Source organism: Catellatospora sp. NPDC049133, assembly GCF_040648455.1.
Classification (GTDB): domain Bacteria; phylum Actinomycetota; class Actinomycetes; order Mycobacteriales; family Micromonosporaceae; genus Catellatospora; species Catellatospora aurea.
Map to the genome: position 1 here is coordinate 35,373 of NZ_JBEZDT010000036.1, position 18,513 is coordinate 53,885.

At 74.9% G+C, this 18,513-nt stretch carries 4 protein-coding genes; 1 reads left to right on the top strand and 3 read right to left on the bottom strand.

Features of this window, described 5'->3' with window-relative positions; all coding sequences use genetic code 11:
• Positions 1-123: 123 nt before the first annotated feature.
• The 3 genes from AB0B35_RS32700 to AB0B35_RS32710 are packed head-to-tail and all read right to left on the bottom strand — an operon-like array spanning position 124 to position 17,338.
• Complete coding sequence (locus AB0B35_RS32700; protein WP_361052872.1) at positions 124-342, bottom strand: MbtH family protein; 219 nt, start codon at positions 340-342, stop codon at positions 124-126.
• The gene (locus AB0B35_RS32705; RefSeq protein WP_361052875.1) at positions 339-16,247 is read right to left on the bottom strand and encodes an amino acid adenylation domain-containing protein; all 15,909 of its coding nucleotides are present in this window, start codon (positions 16,245-16,247) and stop codon (positions 339-341) included. The genes AB0B35_RS32700 and AB0B35_RS32705 overlap by 4 nt, the downstream gene beginning before the upstream one ends.
• A 59-nt stretch (positions 16,248-16,306) precedes the next feature.
• Complete coding sequence (locus tag AB0B35_RS32710; protein ID WP_361052878.1) at positions 16,307-17,338, bottom strand: iron-siderophore ABC transporter substrate-binding protein; 1,032 nt, start codon at positions 17,336-17,338, stop codon at positions 16,307-16,309.
• A gap of 142 nt (positions 17,339-17,480) precedes the next feature.
• On the opposite strand from AB0B35_RS32710, the gene AB0B35_RS32715 reads away from it, so the two are divergent.
• Positions 17,481-18,512: an iron chelate uptake ABC transporter family permease subunit gene (locus tag AB0B35_RS32715; protein ID WP_361052882.1), complete on the top strand. Its 1,032-nt coding sequence runs from the start codon at positions 17,481-17,483 to the stop codon at positions 18,510-18,512.
• The last annotated feature ends 1 nt before the right edge of the window (position 18,513 follow it).

Here is an 18,513-nt window from a genome sequence, read left to right on the forward strand (position 1 = left end):
GCAGAGCCGCCGCCCGCGCCGGGCGTACCGCGGTGATCGCCGAACTTGCCGGGCACCTGTGCGCATCAACGGGCAAGATACGCACAGGTGCCCGGCAAGTCGGATGATCTTGGGGTGGCGCGGTCAGGCCGCGGCGGCCGCCATGCGCTCGCGCAGGGTGCGGGGACGCAGGTCGGTCCAGTTGGTCTCGACGTAGGCGAGGCAGGCCTCGCGGGTGTCCTCGCCGAACACGGTGTGCCAGCCCGCCGGGACGGCCGCGAAGGCGGGCCACAGCGAGTGCTGGTCCTCGTCGTTGACGAGCACGAGGTAGCGGCCGTCGGCGTCTTCGAACGGGTTGGTCATGACTTCTCCTGAACATCGGCGCCGACCGGGGCCGGCGGGTTTGCGGTCGCCGGGACGAGCCCGGACAGGGTCGATTCCGGTCGCGCCACCGCAGCGGTGAGCACGCTCACCAGGTCGGCGGCGATCCGGTCGGCGGTGGCCCGGTCGAAGCGGGCCGTGGCGTACTCCAGCTCCACGTGCACCGGGGTGTCCCCGGCGGGCTCGTAGAAGCTGACGGTCAGCTCGGCGCGTACCGTGCCGGTGGGGATCTGGTCGAAGCGCAGCACGCCGTCGCCGAGCCGGGCCTCCTCGTGGTGCACCACCATCACCCGCGGCCCGTCCAGCCCCGGCGCGGCGGCGTCGAGCACCGCCGCGAACGGCACGTCCTGGTGGTCGAGCGCGGCCAGGTCGGCGGCCCGGACCCGGTCGAGCAGCGTGGTGAACGCCGGGTCGCCGGAGGTGTCGGTGCGCATGACGACGGTGTTGTAGAAGCAGCCGGCCAGGTCGGTCAGCGCCTCCTCGGTGCGGCCCGCGACGAGGCTGCCGATCGGCAGGTCCGTGCCGCAGCCGTACCCGGTGAGCAGGGTCGCGAACGCGGCCTGGACCACCATGAACATGCTGGTGCCGGTGCGCCTGGCCAGCTCGTCGACGTCGCGGTGCAGGCCGGTGTCGAGCAGGAACTCGACCGTCTCGCCGCGCCGCGACACCACGCCGTCGCGGGCGCGGTCGGCGGGCAGGTCCAGGTCGGGCATGCCCGCCAGGGCCTGCGTCCAGTACGCCAGCTGCCGCGCGTGCCGGCTCGCCGGGTCTTCCGGGTCACCGAGCAGGCTGTACGCCCAGCGCGTGTAGTCGGCGTAGTCGACCGGCAGCGGCTCCCACGCCGGGGCGAGCCCTGTACTCCGAGCCGCGTAGGCGGTGGCCAGGTCGCGCAGCAGCGGGACCACGGACCACTCGTCCACGCCCAGGTGGTGCGTGGTGAGCAGCAGTGTGCGCCGCTGCGCGCCGTGCTCGTCGGAGCCGACGACCAGGCGGGCTCGCAGCGGCGGCTGCTCGCCCAGGTCGATCGTCTCCCGGGCCAGCACGTCGAGGCGCAACGCGAGCGGCGTGCCGTCGTCGGCGACCGGTTCGAGCACCCGGTCGCCCAGCGAGCGGCGCATCGTGCCATCGGCTCCGGCCACCGTGTGCAGCGGCTGGTGCCGGGTGATCACGTCGCGCAGGGCCGCGTCCAGGGCGACGACGTCCAGGTCGGACGCGGGCACCGCGAACGCGATGTCCCAGCCGGGCCGGTCCACGGCCCGGTGCAGCCGCCACGGGTGCAGCTGTACCGGCGCGAGCCGGTCGGCCAGGTCGCCGTCGGACTCCGCTGCCGCGCCGCAGGCCGCCCGGTCGTGGGGGCTGGTGTGGACGAGCCGCGGGCGGTCGCCCGCGACGGCGCGGTCGAGGCGTTCGGCCAGCTCGGCGACGGTCGGGGCGTCGAAGACGTCGCGGATCGCGAGGTCGGCACCCAGCGCGGTGCGCACGCGGCCGATCAGGCGCATCGAGGCCATGGAGTGGCCGCCCAGGTGGAAGAAGTTGTCGTGGACGCCGACCTCGGGCAGGCCGAGGACCTCCGCGAACAGTTCCGCCAGCTGGTGCTGCCTGGCCGTGGCCGGCTTGGCGTCGCCGGCCAGCGAACCCCAGTCCGGCGCGGGCAGGGCCTTGCGGTCCACCTTGCCGTTCGGGTTCACCGGCAGCGGGCCGTCGAGCACCACGACCAGCGACGGCACCATGTACTCGGGCAGCACCACGCCGACGTGCGCGCGCAGCGCCGCCGGGTCCGCCGCCCCGTCCGGGGAGACGTACGCGACGAGCCTGGTGGTTTCGCCGGTGCGGTCGGCGACCACGGCGGCCTGGCGGACGGTGTCGTGCCCGGCGAGCACCGCCTCGATCTCGCCCGGCTCGATCCGGAAGCCGCGGATCTTGACCTGGTTGTCGGCCCGGCCCAGGAAGTCGATGTTGCCGTCGGCCTTCCAGCGGGCCCGGTCGCCGGTGCGGTACATGCGCGCCCCCGGCCCGGCGAACGGGTCGGCGACGAAGCGCAACGCGGACAGGCCCGGCTTGCCGAGGTAACCCCGGGCCAGGCCGCGACCACCGACGTACAGCTCTCCGACGACACCGACCGGCACCGGCCGCAGCCGCTCGTCGAGGATGTACGTCACCGTGTTCGGGTCGGGGCGGCCGATCGGCACCGGCGCGTCCCACTCCGGCACGGCCCGCCACAGGGTCGAGTTGACCGTGGCCTCGGTGAGGCCGTACGCGGCGAACAGTTTCAGGTGGCCGGCCCAGCGGTTGATCAGGCCGGCCGGCACCGTCTCCGTGCCGACCAGCACGCACAGGCCCTCGGGCAGGTCGGCGTCGGGCGGCAGGATCGACACCAGCGACGGCGGCAGGATCGCGTGGGTGACCCCGTGCGCGTACAGCAGCTCCGACAGCGCCGCGCCCGGCGTGCGGGCCTCGTCCGGGGTGATGACCAGCGCGGCCCCGGTGCACAGCGCCATCGACACCTCGAACGCGAACACGTCGAAGCCGATCGAGGCGAACTGCAGCACCCGGCTGTCCGCGGTGACGCCCATCGGGTCGACCGCGGTCTCGACCAGGCTGCCGATGCCCTCGTGCGACACCGTCACGCCCTTGGGGCGGCCGGTGGAGCCGGAGGTGTAGATGACGTACGCGGCGTGGTCCAGGCCCTTCGGCGCGGGCAGCACCGGGCGGACCGGGGTCGCGTCGGTGACGTCGTCCAGCACCAGGACCGGGGTGTCGGTCTCGGGCAGCAGGCCCTTGGCCTTGCCCGTGGTCACCACCAGCACCGCCCCGGAGTCCTCGATCATGTACGCGAGGCGGTCGGCCGGGTGGTTGAGGTCCAGCGGCAGGAACGCGGCGCCCAGCCGGTTGACGGCGAGCACGGTCACGATGGTCTCCAGCGAGCGGGGCACGGCGACGCCGACCACGCTCTCGGGGCGTACGCCCTGGTGGGCCAGGACCCGCGCGAGCCGCCCGGCGCGCGCGGCCAGCTCCACGTAGGACACCTCGCGCTCCCCGTCGATGACCGCGACGGCCTCCGGGGCACGGGCCACCCGCAGCGCGAACGCTTCGGGCAGGGTCAGCTCGGCCACCGGCCGGGCGGTCTGGTTGAACCCGCGCAGCACCTGGTCCAGCTCGCCCTCGACGAGCAGGTCCAGGTCGGCCAGCGGCCGGTCCGGCTCGGCGCAGACCGCGTCGGCCAGTCGCGCCAGCCGACGCCCGAGCAGCTCGACCGTGGCCCGGTCGAACAGCGCGCCGCGGTACGTGAGCAGGCACTCCAGCTCGTCGCCCGCGCCTTCGAGCACCTCCACCACCAGGTCGAACCGGGCCGTGGTGGTCGCCAACGGTTCATCCGAGCAGTCCAGGCCGGACAGCCCGGCCCAGTCCTCGGCGTGGTTGCGGTGCACGACCATGACCTGGAACAGCGGGTTGCGGCCCGGCGAGCGGGCCGGGTTGACCGCTTCGACGACCGCGTCGAACGGCACGTCGGCGTTGGCGAACGCGGCCAGGTCGGTCTCCCGTACCCGGGCCAGCAGCTCGGTGAACGACGGTGACCCGGACAGGTCGGTGCGCAGCACCAGCGTGTTGACGAAGAAGCCGACGAGGTCGTCGAGCCCCTCCTCGCCACGGCCGGCGATGGGCGCGCCGAGCGGGAGGTCGTCGCCCGCGCCGAGGCGGTGCAGCAGCGTTGCGGCCAGCGCGTGCGCGGCCATGAACAGGCTCGCCCCGGCCGACGACGCCAGCTCGCGCAGGCGGGCTCCGGTCGCGGCGGGCAGGGTCAGGCCGACCGAGCCGCCGCGGGCGTCCGGCGTCGCCGGGCGGGCCCGGTCGGTCGGCAGGGCCAGCTCCTCCGGGGCACCGGCCAGGGCATTCGTCCAGTACGCGAGCTGCCGCGCGGCGAGGCTGTCCCGGTCGGCCGGATCGCCGAGCAGGTCACGCTGCCAGAGCGTGTAGTCGGCGTACTGCACCGGCAGCGGCGTCCACGCCGGAGCGTGCCCGGCGAGGCGGGCTTCGTACGCCGTGGACAGGTCGCGCAGGAACGGGCCGTCGGACCACTCGTCGGTGGCGATGTGGTGCAGCAGCAGTGCGAGCACGTGCTCGTCCGGCCCGGCCTCGATCAGCGTGCCGCGCACCGGCAGCTCACCCGACAGGTCGAACGGGCGGGCCAGCACCTCGTCAATCAGCTGCGCCACGGGTGCGACGGCCTGCGCCGAGACGTGATCGGCGCGGTTCACCGGGTGGGCGGCCCCGTCGCCGACGAGCAGCGCGCGCTGGGCGACATCAGCAGCCGTGACCAGGTTCAGCACCGGGCGGGCCCGGTCTGCGGGCAGGACATGTTGCGACGGCTCGCCCTCGACCGCGATGAACACGGTGCGCAGGGACTCGTGCCGGGCTACCACGTCGTGCAGGGCGTCGTGCAGCGCGGCCCGGTCCAGCGGTCCGCGCAGGCGGACGACCAGCGGAAAGTTGTACGCCGCCGACGGTCCCGCAAGCTGCTCCAGCAGCCACAGGCGCTGCTGTGCCGCCGACAGCGGCAGCTCGCCCGCCCGGGGACGGGCCACCAGCTCGGCCCGCGCCGTCGAGGCGGCCGGGTCGATCCGGGCGGCGAGCTGCGCCACCGTCGGGGCCTCGAACAGGTCCCGGATGGACAGCGTCGCGCCCAGCGCGGTGCGGGCCCGGCTGACCAGGCGGATCGCCAGCAGCGAGTGGCCGCCCAGCTCGAAGAAGCTGTCGTCCACGCCGACCGCGGGCACGCCCAGCAGCTGCGCGAACAGCTCGCACAGCGTCTCCTCCGCCGGGGTCGCCGCCGGGCGGCTCGCCGCGCCGGTGAGCACGGTCGCCTTCGGCAGAGCGCGCACGTCGAGCTTGCCGTTGACGGTCAGCGGCAGCCGGTCCACGGCCATCAGGGCCGCGGGCACCATGTAGTCGGGCAGGGTGCGCTTGAGGTGCTCGCGCAGCGCGGGCAGCACGGTCTCATCGGGGCCGGCCCAGCCGGGGCCGCGTACAACGTAGCCGGCCAGCCGCTTCGCGCCGTCACCGGAGCTGTCCACGATCACCGCCGCGTGCGCGACGGCCGGGTGGGTGCCCAGCGCCGACTCGATCTCGCCCAGCTCGACCCGGTAGCCGCGGATCTTGACTTGGTCGTCGGTGCGGCCGAGGAAGTCGATGTTCCCGTCGGCACGGCGGCGCACCAGGTCGCCGGTGCGGTACATGCGCTCGCCCGGCGCGCCGAACGGGTCGGCGACGAAGCGCTCGGCGGTCAGGTCCGGGCGCAGGTGGTAGCCCCGGGCCAGGCCGATGCCGGCGATGTACAGCTCACCGGGCGAGCCGGGCGGCACCTCGCGCAGCATGGTGTCGAGCACGTACGCGCGGGTGTTCCAGATCGGCGCGCCGACGGTCGGGGTGTCGCTGTCCAGGGTGCCGCCGCCGAGGGTGTTGATCGTGTACTCGGTCGGCCCGTACAGGTTGTAGCCCAGCGTGCCGGGGGTGTCGCGGAGTGCGGCCCAGACCGCGTCGGACACGGCCTCGCCGCCGAGCAGCACCAGCGGCGGCCGGTGCCGGCCCGGCCCGTCGGCCAGCAGCCCTTCCTCGATCAGGTGCTGGGCGTAGGTCGGGGTCACGTTGACGACGTCGACGCCGTGCCGGTCGCAGTACGCGACCAGCGCGGGCGCGTCGCGGCGCAGCTGCTCGTCGCAGACGTGCACCTCGTGGCCCTCGACCAGCCAGAGCAGCTCCTCCCACGACATGTCGAACGCGAACGACACGGTGTGCGCGACCTTCAGGCGGTGCCCGCCCGCGGCCTCGATCACCGGGTTGAAGATCGCCTCCCGGTGGTTGAGCTGCATGTTCGTCAGGCCGCGGTACGCCGTGACGACGCCCTTCGGGCGGCCCGTCGAACCCGAGGTGAAGATCAGGTATGCGGGGTGGTCCAGCCGCCCCGCCACCCCGGGCGCGAACAGCGGCCGCTCCGCGTCGGCCAGGTCCCCGCCGCCGTACGCGGCCAGCTCGGCGCGGGTGTCCGCGTCGTCCAGCAGCACCAGGTTCGCCAGGCCGCCGGGCAGCCGGCCGACGACCGCCGACGTGCTGAGCACGCACATCGGCGCGGTGTCCTCGATCATGAAGCCGAGCCGTTCGGCGGGCAGGTCCAGCTCCAGCGGCAGGTACGCCGCACCGGTGCGCAGCACCGCGAACAGCGCCACCACCATGTCCACGGTCCGCGGCAGGGCCAGCCCGACCACGGTCTCCGGGCCCGCGCCCCGCGACAGCAGCAGCCGCGCCATCCGGTTGATCCGCGCGTCGAACTCGGCGTACGTCAGCGTCAGCGCCCCGTCGACCAGCGCCGTCACGTCCGGTGTCCGGGCCGCCTGCTCGGCGAGCAGGTCCGCGACGGTCAGCTCGCCGATGCCATGCCCGGTGCGCGCCCACTCGGCGGTCTGCGCGTCGCGCTCGCCGGGCAGCAGCAGGTCCAGCTCGCGCACCGGCGCGTCCACGCCGGACACCAGCCGGTCCAGCACGACCAGCAGCCGGTCCAGGACCGCCTGGGCGGCCGGGCCGTCCACGATGTCGGGCCGGTGGTCCAGCGCCACCCGGATCGCCCGCTGCGGGGTCACCACCAGCGTCAGCGGGTAGTGGGTGGCGTCGACGCCGTCGACGGCCTCGATGCCGTGCCGGGCGCGCAGGTCGGCGCTGCCGTCCTCGTCCACGAAGTTCTGCAGCACATACAGCGTGTCGAACAGGGTCGCGTGCCCGCTGTCGCGCTGCACCTGGCCCAGGCCGACGTGGTCGTACGGCATCAGCGCCAGGCGCTGGTCCTGCACGCGGCGCAGCAGGTCGCCGACCCGCTCGCCCGCCCGCGGCGCGATCCGCATCGCGACCGTGTTCAGGAACAGGCCGATGACGTCCTCGACCCCCTCGACCTCGCTGTGCCGTCCCGCGACGGTCATGCCGAACACCGCGTCCGGGCGGCCGGTCAGCGCGCCCAGGGTCAGGCCCCACGCGGTGGTCAGCACCGTGTTCAGGGTCAGCCCCTGCTCGCGCGCCACCTGCCGGACCCGGTCGCTGACCTGCTCGGGCAGCCGCGCCTCGACGCGCCGCGGCACGGCCGGGGCCGGGGTCCGGTCCGCCGGGCCGATCAGCGTCGGCTCGGCCAGCCCCGCCAGCGCCTCGCGCCACGCGGCGGCGGCCTCCTGCTCGTCCTGCGCGCCCAGCCAGGCCAGGTGATCGCGGTACGAGCCCGGCACGGGCAGCCCGGTCGCGTCGCCGTCGCGCTCGTACAGGGTGAACAGCTGCTCGACGAACAGCTCCTCGGACCAGCCGTCCCACAGGATGAGGTGGTGCGTGATGACCAGGCGGTCGCGGCCGCTCGGCAGCCGGATCAGCAGCATCCGGCACAGCGGCGGCCGGGCCAGGTCGAACCGGGCCACCCGGTCGGCGGCCATCAGTTCGGCGGTACGCGCCGCGGCCTGCTCGTCGCTCAGCTCCGCCAGGTCGGCCACGCTCACCGGCAGGTCCAGCCCGTCGGCGACGAACTGCGCCGGGCGGGACAGCCCCTCACTGGTGAACCCTGCCCGCATCGCCGTGTTACGCGCCAGCAGCACCCGCCCCGCCCGCCGCAGCCGCTCCACGTCGACGCGGTAGCCGAGGTCGAACGCGTCCTGTCCGGTGTAGACGTCGAGCGTCGCGGTGTCGTAGCTGGCGTGGAAGAACAGGCCCTCCTGCAGCGGCGACAGCGGCCACACGTCCGACACCGGCCCCGGGCTGACCGCGGCCAGCCGCCCCACCTCGTCCGCGGTCAGCTCCAGCAGCGGACACGCCGGGGTGTCCCGCCGCGCGGGGGCCGCCGCCGCGAGGGCGGTCAGCGCCTGGTGCCACAGGTCGGCCAGCTCGTCGAGGTCGGTGGTGGTGAGCAGGCCGGCCGGCCAGGTCCAGGTGGTGGTGAGGGTGGTGCCCCGCGGGCCCTCGGCGGCCACGACGTCGAGTTGCAGCAGGTGCGTGGCGGGCAGGCCGCCGTTGACCGGGGTGGTCGCGGCGGACTCCGGGGCGGGCGTCCACGCGGCCCCGGTCGCGGCCGGGAAGCGGCCGAAGTAGTTGAACAGCACCTGCGGCGTCGCCAGGCGGGCCAGCAGCGGCGCGGTCTGCGCGTTGAGGTGGCGCAGCATGCCGTGGCCGATGCCGCCGTCGGGCACCGCCCGCACGCGCTCGCCGACGGCCGCCATCAGCGCGACCGGGTCGGCGTCGGCGACCGGCAGCCGCACGGGCTGCACGCTGGTGAACCAGCCGACGGCACGGGACAGGTCCAGGTCGGGTTCGAGCTGTTCCCGGCCGTGGCGCTCGACGTCCACGAGCAGTTCCCCGGCGGCCCGGCCGTGCCGTTCCTGCCAGCCCCGTACCGCCGTGGCCAGCGCGGCCAGCAGTCCATCGGTGATCTCGCCACCCAGCGCGGGCACCGCCGACAGCAGTGACGCGGTCACGTCGGCGGGCAGTGCGGTGATCCGGCTGGTGGCGGCGTTGCCGGAGTCCGTGGTGTCGGCAGCGCCCGGCTGAGCCGGCAGGACCGCGCCGGGCAGCAGGTCCGCGCCGGGGGCGAGCGTCTTCGCCCAGTGCTCCAACTCGCCGAGGCGCTGCGGCTGCTGCGCCTGCGCGGTGACGGCGTGGGCGAACCTGCGCAGTGACGTGTCCACGGGCGGCAGGCAGGGGGCGGTGCCTGAGGTGGCGGCGTGCCAGGCGGCGGCGAGGTCCTCGAACAGGATGCGCCAGGACACGCCGTCGACGGCCAGGTGGTGTGCTGCCAGCAGCAGGCGGCCCGGCCGGTCGCCGGCGTCGAACCAGACGGCGCGCAGCACGCTGCCCGCGTCGGGGTCGAGCAGCGCGGTGGCCGTGGCGGCGTGCTCGGCCAGCAGCTCCGGCAGCGCCGCGTCGTCCACGCCCGACACGTCCACACGCGCCAGCAGGTCGGCGGCGGCGATCGTGCCGGTCGGCTCGGTGCGCAGGGTCCACAGCACCGAGGCGATGCGCTGCAGGCGCAGCCGCAGGCCGTCGTGGTGGTCGAGCACGATCTGCAGCGTCGCGGCGATGGACCGCTCATCGGCTCCCGCGGGGGTGACGAGCAGCATCGGCATCGTGAACCGGTCGATCGCCACCCCGGTGTCGCGCAGCCAGTGCACGATCGGCAGCAGCGGCACGTCCCCTACCCCGTCGCCCGAGGTCACCGCTGCCCCGGCCACGGCGGCGGCCGACGCTGGGCCTGCCGACCCGGCACCGGCCGGACCCATCTCCGGCGCAGCGGAGGACATCCCGGTGGGTGAGTACATCGTTTTTGATGTGGCCACATCATTTTCGATGTGGTGCGACGACGGAGTACCTGCCGCCGCGGCGAGGTCTGCCAGGCGGCGCGGGGTGCGGGCGGCGAGCACGCCGCGCGGGCTGATCGGCAGCCCCGCGCGCCGGGCACGGCTGGACACGCCGATGGACAGGATGCTGTCGCCGCCGAGGGCGAAGAAGTCGTCGTCCGGCCCGACCGGCGCGGTCCCCAGGACCGCCCCGACGATCTCGCACAGCACCGCGACCGGTCCGGTCGCGGCCTCGCCCGTGATCGTCCGAGTTGCCTGGCACTCGTGCGTATCTTGACCGTGCTTTCGCCCACATGCCTGGCAAGTCGGGTGATCGAGCGGTGCCGGGTGGCCGAGGGCGGTCGGGCGGGGGGCGGGCAGGGCGGCGCGGTCGAGTTTGCCGCTGGAGGTGCGCGGGAGGGCGTCGAGGACGACGAGCGCGGCCGGGACCAGGGCCGGGGGCAGCGCGGCCGTGGCCGCCTCGCGGAGCGCGGCCGGGTCCAGCACGCGGCCGGAGGCCGGAACCGCGTAGGCGACCAGCTGGACGCCGCCGGGTCCGTCGGTGCGGGCGATGACGGCGGACTGGGCCACGTCCGGGCGGCTGGTCAGCCACGACTCGACGTCGGCCGGGTCGATGCGTACCCCCCGGATCTTGATCTCGTGGTCGGTGCGGGCCAGGTAGGTGAGCGTGCCGTCGGCGGCGCGGACGACGAGGTCGCCGGTGCGGTACATACGCTCACCGGGTGCGCCGGCCGGGTCGGCGACGAACCGGGACGCGGTCAGGGCGGCGCGGCCGAGGTAACCGCGGGCCAGCTGCGCGCCGGAGACGTACAGCTCGCCGGGCACGCCCACGGGCACGGGGCGCAGGCAGTCGTCGAGCACGTGCAGGCCGGTGTTCGCCACGGGGCCGCCGATCGGCACGGCCGGGCCGTGCTCCCCCACGTTGGGCCACCAGGTGACCTGCACGGCGGTCTCGGTCGGGCCGTAGAAGTTGTCCAGGCGGGTGCCGGTCGCCGACTCCCAGCGCCGAGCCAGGTCACCGGTCAGCGCCTCGCCACCGCAGGAGACCCAGCGCAGGTCGCGCACCCACGAGCGGTCCACGAGCAGGTCGTCGGCGAGCAGGAACGCCTCCACCATGGACGGCACGAACGTCGCGGCGCTGACCCGATGCGCCCGCATGAGCGCGGCCAGCTCGGCCGGGTCGTGCTGCGCGCCGGGCTCGGGCAGCACCACTGCCGCGCCGGCGGTGAGCGGCCAGAACAGCTCCCACACAGAGGTGTCGAACGTGGCCGGGGCGAGCTGCAGCATCCGGTCGGCGGTGTGCAGCCCGAAGGTGCGCTGCGACCACGCCAGCTGGTTGCCGATCGCGCGGTGCGTGACCAGCACGCCCTTGGGCCGTCCGGTGGAGCCGGAGGTGTAGATGACGTACGCGGGATGCTCGGGGTCCACGGGTGCCGGCGTGCCCGCGGCCTCGTCGGTCCCCGCGAGCACGTAGGACAGCCCGGCCCGGCGGGGCAGCCGGGACAGCAGGTCCGGGGTGGTGACCACGGTGGCGACCCCGGCGTCGGCGAGCACCGCGTCCAGGTTCGGCGACGCCGGGTCGACCGGCAGGTACGCGGCCCCGCTGTACAGCACGCCGAGCATGGCGGTGACCTGGCGGGCCGAGCGCGGCAGCGCGACGGCGACGACCTGCTCCGGCCCTGCGCCCCGGGCGGTCAGGCGCGCCGCCAGCGCGGCGGCGCGGGCCGTCAGCGTCGCGTAGCTGAGCTGCTCGTCGGCGGCGATGACGGCGGTCGTCTGCGGGGTGCGGGCGGCCTGCGCGGCGACGAGCCAGGCCAGGCCGGTGCCGTGTGCGCCGGGGACCGGAGGCCCTTCGTGCAGCGGATCGGCGGTGGACTCACCGCGCAGCGGCGTGGGGGCGTCACCGAGGTCGATCGCGCCCGCCGGCAGGTCCGGTGTGGTGAGCACGGCGTCGAGCAGCGCGGGCAGCCCGGTGCGCAGCCGGGCCAGGGTCGCCGCGGGAAGGCGGGCCGGGTCGTGCTCGATGACCAGCGACAGCTCGTCGCCGGGGACGGCGAGCAGGCTGACCGGGTAGTGGGTGGCCTCGCGGTAGGACACGTCAGCGGCCCGGACCGTGCCGGTGGCGTCGCGCAGGTCGCCGTCGGCGGGCAGGTTCTCGACAGTGACGAGGCTGTCGAACAGCTCGCCGCCGCCCGCGATGCGGGTGATCGCGGTGAGGCCCAGGTGCTGGTGGTCGAGCAGCGCGGTCTGCGCCCGCGCGAGCCGGGACAGGACCTCGCGCAGCGGCTCGTACGGGGCCCAGCTCACTCGGACCGGGACGGTGTTGATGAACAGGCCGATCATCGACTCGACGCCGGGGGTGTCACCGTCGCGACCGGACACGGTGCTGCCGAACAGCACGTCGCGGCGGCCGGTGAGGCGGCCCAGCAGCAGCCCCCATACGCCGTGGAGCAGCGTGCTCGCGGTCGCGCCGTACGCCCGGGCGGCGGCCGACAGCCGCGCGCCGGCGCCGTCGGGCAGGGTCACAGGCACCAGCCGGACCTCACCGGAGGCGTCCTCGGCCGCCGGTCCGGCGACCAGGGTCGGGCCGTCCACCCCGGACATCGCCGAACGCCACGCGCCCTCGGCTGCCGCGTGGTCGCGGGCCGCCAGGCGGCGCAGGTGCTCGCGGTACGGCGTCACGGCGGGCAGCCGGACGTCGCCGGTGGCGTACAGCGCCATCAGCTCGCGCAGCGCTACCGTGGCCGACCAGCCGTCGGTGACGATGTGGTGGTGCGTGAACACCAGCGTGTGCCGGTCGCCGCCGTGGTCGACGAGCAGATGGCGCACCAGCGGCGCGACGGCCGGGTCGAACACGGCCGCCTTCTCGTCGGCGAGGATCTGCGCGCACAGCTCGGCCGACGACGCGGCCTCCATGCGCGACAGGTCGACCTGCCGCCACGGCGCGGTCGCCGTCGCGGACACCGCCTGCACGAGCCGCCCGTCGGCCAGCTCGTGGAACGACGCGCGCAGCGGCGCGTGCCGGGCCACGATCGTGTCCACGGCCCGGCGGACCGTGTCGGCGTCGACGGGCCCGTGCAGCTCGACGACCTGCTGCACCTGGTAGCTGCCGTCCCCGGTGTACGCGTGGAACAGCAGCCCTTCCTGCAGCGGCGAAAGCGGCAGCACGTCGTCGAGCCCCGGCACCAGGGCCGCGAGCGCGTCCACGTCGGCCTGGACCAGCTCGACCAGCGGGAAGTCCGACGGGGTGTGCCCGCCCGCACCCGGCACGGCGGCGGCCTCGGCCAGCTCGCCGAGCGCGGCGAACCAGCCCTCGGCCAGCTCCCGCACCGCGTCCTCGGCCAGCAGGTCCGCCGGGAACGCCCAGGTCACCCCGAGCTCCGGCCCGTCCGGTCCCTCCTGCGCGAACGCGTTGACCTCCAGCGGGTACGGCGCGACCGGCATCGCCGCGTCGTAGCCTCCTGCCAGCATGCCGACGCCGGGCAGTGGAGTGAAGTCGCCCTGCTCGTCAACGCCGAAGCGGCCCAGGTAGTTGAAGCTGATCTGCGGCTGCGGGAGCGCGGCCAGCAGCGGCGCGGTCTCCGGGTTGACGTGGCGCAGCAGGCCGTAGCCGACGCCGTGGTCGGGCAGGGCGCGCAGCCGCTCCTTGACGTGCTTGAGCGCCGCGCCGAGGTCGTCAGGGTCCGGGCCGAGGTCCAGGCGCACCGGGAAGATGCTGGTGAACCAGCCGAGGGTGCGGGACAGGTCCGCGCCGGGCACGATCTCCTCCTCGCGCCCGTGGCCTTCGAGCGCCACCAGCACGGGCGGGGTCGGCATGTCCCGGGCGGCCCGCCACCGGTTGACGGCCGTGGCCAGCGCGGTGAGCAGCACGTCGTTGACGCCCGCGTGCCAGGCGGCGGGCACCGTGGTCAGCAGCGGCGCGGTCGCGGCGGCGGGCAGGTGCAGGGTGAGGTGGCGCACCGAGGCGAGGTCGGCGACCGGGTCGAGGGCGCGGTGCGACAGGGCCGGGTCGTCGCCGTCGAGCAGGCCGGTCCACAGGTCGAGTTCGGCGAGCCGGTCCGGGTGTTCGGCGGCGGCCGTGAGCTGCTGCGCCCAGGTGCGCAGCGGCGTGCCGATCGGGGCGAGGCGAGGCAGGCGGCCCACGGCGGCGTCGGCGTACGCGACGGCGAGGTCGGGCAGCAGGATGCGCCAGGTCACCCCGTCGACGATCAGGTGGTGCAGCATGACCAGCAGGTGGCCGGGGGTGTCGGCTCCGGCGTCGAGCCATACCGCCTGGAACATCACGCCGCCGGTCGGGTCGAGCCGCTGCCCGGCCTCCCGCGCGGCCGCGTCCAGCCGCTCGCGCAGCGCCTCGGGGTCCGGTGCGCCGCCGTCGGCGCGGTGGAGCCGGTCGGCCGCGGCGACGGTTCCCGGTGCGGTGACGACGAGCCGTCCGGCCCGGCCCGGGGCGGCCCGGTCCAGGCGGGAGCGCAGCACGTCGTGGCGGTCGGTGACGGCCTGCAGCGCGGCGGCCAGCGTCTCGCGCGTCGCACCGGCGGGCACGCGTACCGCGAGCCACTGGCTGAACGCGTCGACGTCGCCGCCGCAGCCGTCCAGCCACGACATGATCGGCGTCAGCGGCAGCTCGCCGACCCCGGCGAGCGGGTCGTCGGCGCGGGCCGGATCGGCGGCGACCGCGACCAGCGCCAGCCGGGCGACGGTGCGCCGCTCGAAGACCTGCCGCGGGGTGACGGTCAGCCCGGCACGGCGGGCCGCGATGACGAGCTGGATGGACACGATGCTGTCGCCGCCGAGGGCGAAGAAGTCGTCGTCGACGCCGACGCCGGTCAGGCCGAGCACCTGGCCGTACAGGTCGCACAGCAGCCGCTCGCGGTCGTCGCGGGCGGCCTGCCCGCCGGTCATCGCGGTGAAGTCGGGCGCGGGCAGCGCGGCCCGGTCGAGCTTGCCGCTGGTCGTCACGGGCAGTCGGTCCAGCATCACCACGGCCGCGGGCACCATGTGCTCGGGCAGGAAGCCCTGGGTGTACGCGCGCACCTCGGCCGGCGTGACGGCCTGCCCGTCGCGGCCCACCACGTACGCGACGAGCCTGCTGTCGCCGGGCCGGTCCTGTCGGACCACCGCGACGGCCTGCCCGACGGCGTCGTGCTGCAGCAGCACCGACTCGACCTCGCCCAGCTCGACCCGGTACCCGCGGATCTTCACCTGGTCGTCGGTGCGGCCGGTGAAGTCCAGCCGCCCGTCGGGCAGCCAGCGCACCAGGTCACCGGTGCGGTAGAGGCGCTCGCCGGGCGCGCCGAACGGGTCGGCGACGAACCGGGTCGCGGTCAGGCCGGGCCGGTTGAGGTAGCCGCGGGCCAGGCCGGGGCCGCCGAGGTACAGCTCGCCCAGCTCGCCGACGGGCACCGGGCGCAGCCGCGCGTCGAGCACGTAGCAGCGGGTGCCCGGGTCCGGCACGCCGATCGGCACGCTGGCCAGCGGGTCCATGTCGGGCTCGCACAGGCCCAGCGTCGAGTTCACGGTCGCCTCGGTGGGGCCGTACGCGTTGAACATCTGCCGACCGCGGGCGAAACGCGCCACCAGCGCGGTCGAGATGCGCTCGGTACCCGCCAGCAGCGTCGTGCCCTCGGGCAGGTCACAGCCCTCGGGCAGGGCGGCGAGCAGCGCCGGGGGCAGGATCATGAAGGTGATGCCGTGGGCGCGGGCATACTCGGTCAGCTCCGGCCCCGGCACACGCCGCTCGGCGGGCACCACGACCAGCCGCGCCCCGGTGAGCAAGCCGAGGCACAGGTCGAAGAACGCGACGTCGAAACTCGGCGACGCGAACTGCAGCACCCGGCTGTCCGGCCCGACGCCGAGCCGCTCGGTCGCCGTGGCGAGCAGTTTCACCACTCCGGCGTGGGACACGACGACCCCCTTGGGCCGCCCGGTCGAGCCGGAGGTGTAGATCACGTACGCCGCGCCGAGCGGGCTCAGCGACCCGCCCCGGTCCTCATCGGAGGGTGCGGTCTCCGGGGCCGTGGCCAGTTCGGCCCGGGTCGCGGCGTCGTCGAGCACCAGCACCGGCACGGCGGCTGGGGCGGTCCCGTCCGGCAGGGCGGCGGCGAGGTCCGTCGTCGTGACGAGGCACACCGGGCGCGCGTCGTCGACCATGTACGCGATGCGCTCGGCCGGGTAGTCGGGGTCGAGTGGCAGGTAGGCCGCGCCGGCCTTGAGCACGGCCACCTGCGCGACGATCATCTCCGCGGAGCGGGGCAGGCACAGTCCGACGACGCGCTCCGGACCCGCGCCGCGAGCGATCAGGGTGCGCGCGAGCCGGTTCGCGGCCGCGTCGAGCTGGCCGTAGGTGAGGCTCGTCTGCTCGTACACCAGCGCGATCGCGTCGCGCCGCGCCGCGACCTGGCCGGCGAACAGCTCCGGCCAGGTCGCGGGCGGTTGCCCGCAGTCGGTGTCGTTCCACGCCACGAGGATGCGGTGCAGCTCGGAGTCCGATACGGGCTGGGACACGGTCTCGGTCACGAGGAGACACCTTTCGGGGGCGGTACGGGTGGCGCGGTGGTGGAGGCGGTGGGGCGGGCTCAGCCGAGCAGCGGGACCAGCTGGTCCAGCGCGTACGGGATGCTCAGCACGGTGCCGAAGGACAGCGCGGCGCCGAGCGGCGGCGTCTCGTAGGGCAGGAACACCGCCCGGTTCTCCTTGGCGACCTGGAGCGTGGTGTAGACCTTGTCGGCCTTGACGGTCGTCTCGGTGGACTTGTCGGCGGTGAGGAAGACCAGCTTGTCGACGTCGATCAGGTCGAGCCGCTCCGAGCCGATCTCGGCGGCGTACTCGCTGCCCGCGGCCTTGACGATGGCGTCGGGCACGGTGAAACCGAGCTGCGTCATCAGCACGACCTTCGGGTCGCTGGGCGCGAACACGGCGTACTTGCCCGGCTCGTACGGCTCGACGACCGCGACGGTCTTGCCCGCGAACTGCGGGTTCTTGGCCTTCAGGTCGGCCAGCCGCTTGTCGATGTCGGCGATCAGCTGGGCGGCCTTGGCGGACTGGCCCAGCGCGCGGCCCGCGTGCATGGTCATCTCCTGCCACGGCGCGCTGTAGTCGTCGTAGCCCTTGACCTGCGCCACGGTCGGCGCGATCTGGGTCAGCTTGGTGTACTGCTCCTGGCTCATGCCCGAGTACATGCCGATGATCAGGTCGGGGTTCAGGGCCGCGATCTTCTCCAGGTTGTAGTCGTCGCGCTCGCCGACGACCTCGGGGGCCTTGCCGCCCCACAGCGGCTGCGCCCACGGCCACTTGCCGTAGGGGCGCTCGCCGAACCAGTCGATGGAGCCGACCGGCACGACGCCGAGGGCGAGCACCGGGTCCTGGTCGCTGAGCCCGAGGGTGACCACGCGGGCCGGGGCCTTGTCGATGACGGTGTCGCCGTACTTGTGCGACATGGTGACGGGGAACGCTGCGCCCTGAGCTGCGGAACCGCCGGGCGCGGGGGTCGCGGCCGGGTCACCGCCGCACGCGGTGAGGGCCAGCGCGGCCACGGCGAGCGCCGCGGTCAGCCGGCCGGCGACCGGCCACACACGACGTGCGCCGGTTTGCTTCGGCAGGGTGGACATGACTATCCCCTCGACTGGGACGGACAACTGAGGGGATGGTAAAGTAAGGCTAACCTAATTTCAAGATTCACCGCTTTTGCCCAGCTCATGCCCGGTCGTACGGTAAGGCAAGGCTCACTTAAGATACGGCCATGAGGTGGACGTGACCCCCGCTCCCCCGGCTCCCGCCCGGCTACGCCGCGCCGCCGCGTACCTGCCCGCGGCCGCGCTGCTGCTGGCCGTGCTGTGCCTGCTGTCGCTGGCCTTCGGCAGCCGCGCCGTCCCCATCGGACAGGTCGCCGACGCGCTGCTCGACCGCGGCACCGTCGACCCGCAGGTCGGCGCGATCGTGTGGAACGTGCGCCTGCCGCGTACCGCGGCCGGCCTGCTCGTCGGCGCGGCGCTCGGCCTGGCCGGGGCGCTCATGCAGGGCCTGACCCGCAACCCGCTCGCCGACCCGGGTCTGCTCGGGGTCAGCGCCGGGGCCTCGTTCGCCATCGTGGTCGCGGTCGCCGCGTTCGGCGCGAGCACCGCACCGACCAACCTCATCTGGTACGCCTTCGCGGGCGCGCTCGCCGGCGCACTCGCCGTGCACCTGCTCGGCGGCCTCGGCCGCGGCGGCGCGACCCCGGTCAAGACGGCGCTGGCCGGCATCGCGGTGACGTTCCTGCTCGGCTCCTTCACCAGCGCCCTCGTGCTGCGCAGCCCGCTCGCCCTGGACCGGTTCCGGTTCTGGGCCGCCGGGTCGCTCACCGCCGCAGACGCCGCCACGCTGTGGCAGGTGGCCCCGCTGCTGGCCGCCGCGGCGGTGCTCGCCCTGGCCACCGCGCCCGCGCTGAACAGCCTCGCCCTCGGCGAGGACGTCGCCGCCGCGCTCGGCCGCCGGGTCGGCCTGATCCGGCTGCGGGCCACCCTCGCCATCACCGTGCTGGCCGGAACCGCCGTCGCACTGGCCGGCCCGATCGTCTTCATCGGCCTGGTCACCCCGCACCTGGCCCGGATGGTCACCGGCCCCGACCACCGGCGCATCCTCGCGCTGACCCTGCTCGCCGCGCCGATCCTGCTCATCACCGCCGACGTGCTCGGCCGCGTCGTCGCCCGCCCCGAGGAGATCCAGGCCGGCATCGTCGTGGCGTTCCTCGGCGGGCCGTTCTTCATCGCCCTGGCCCGCCGCCGCCGACTGGCCGAGATGTGAC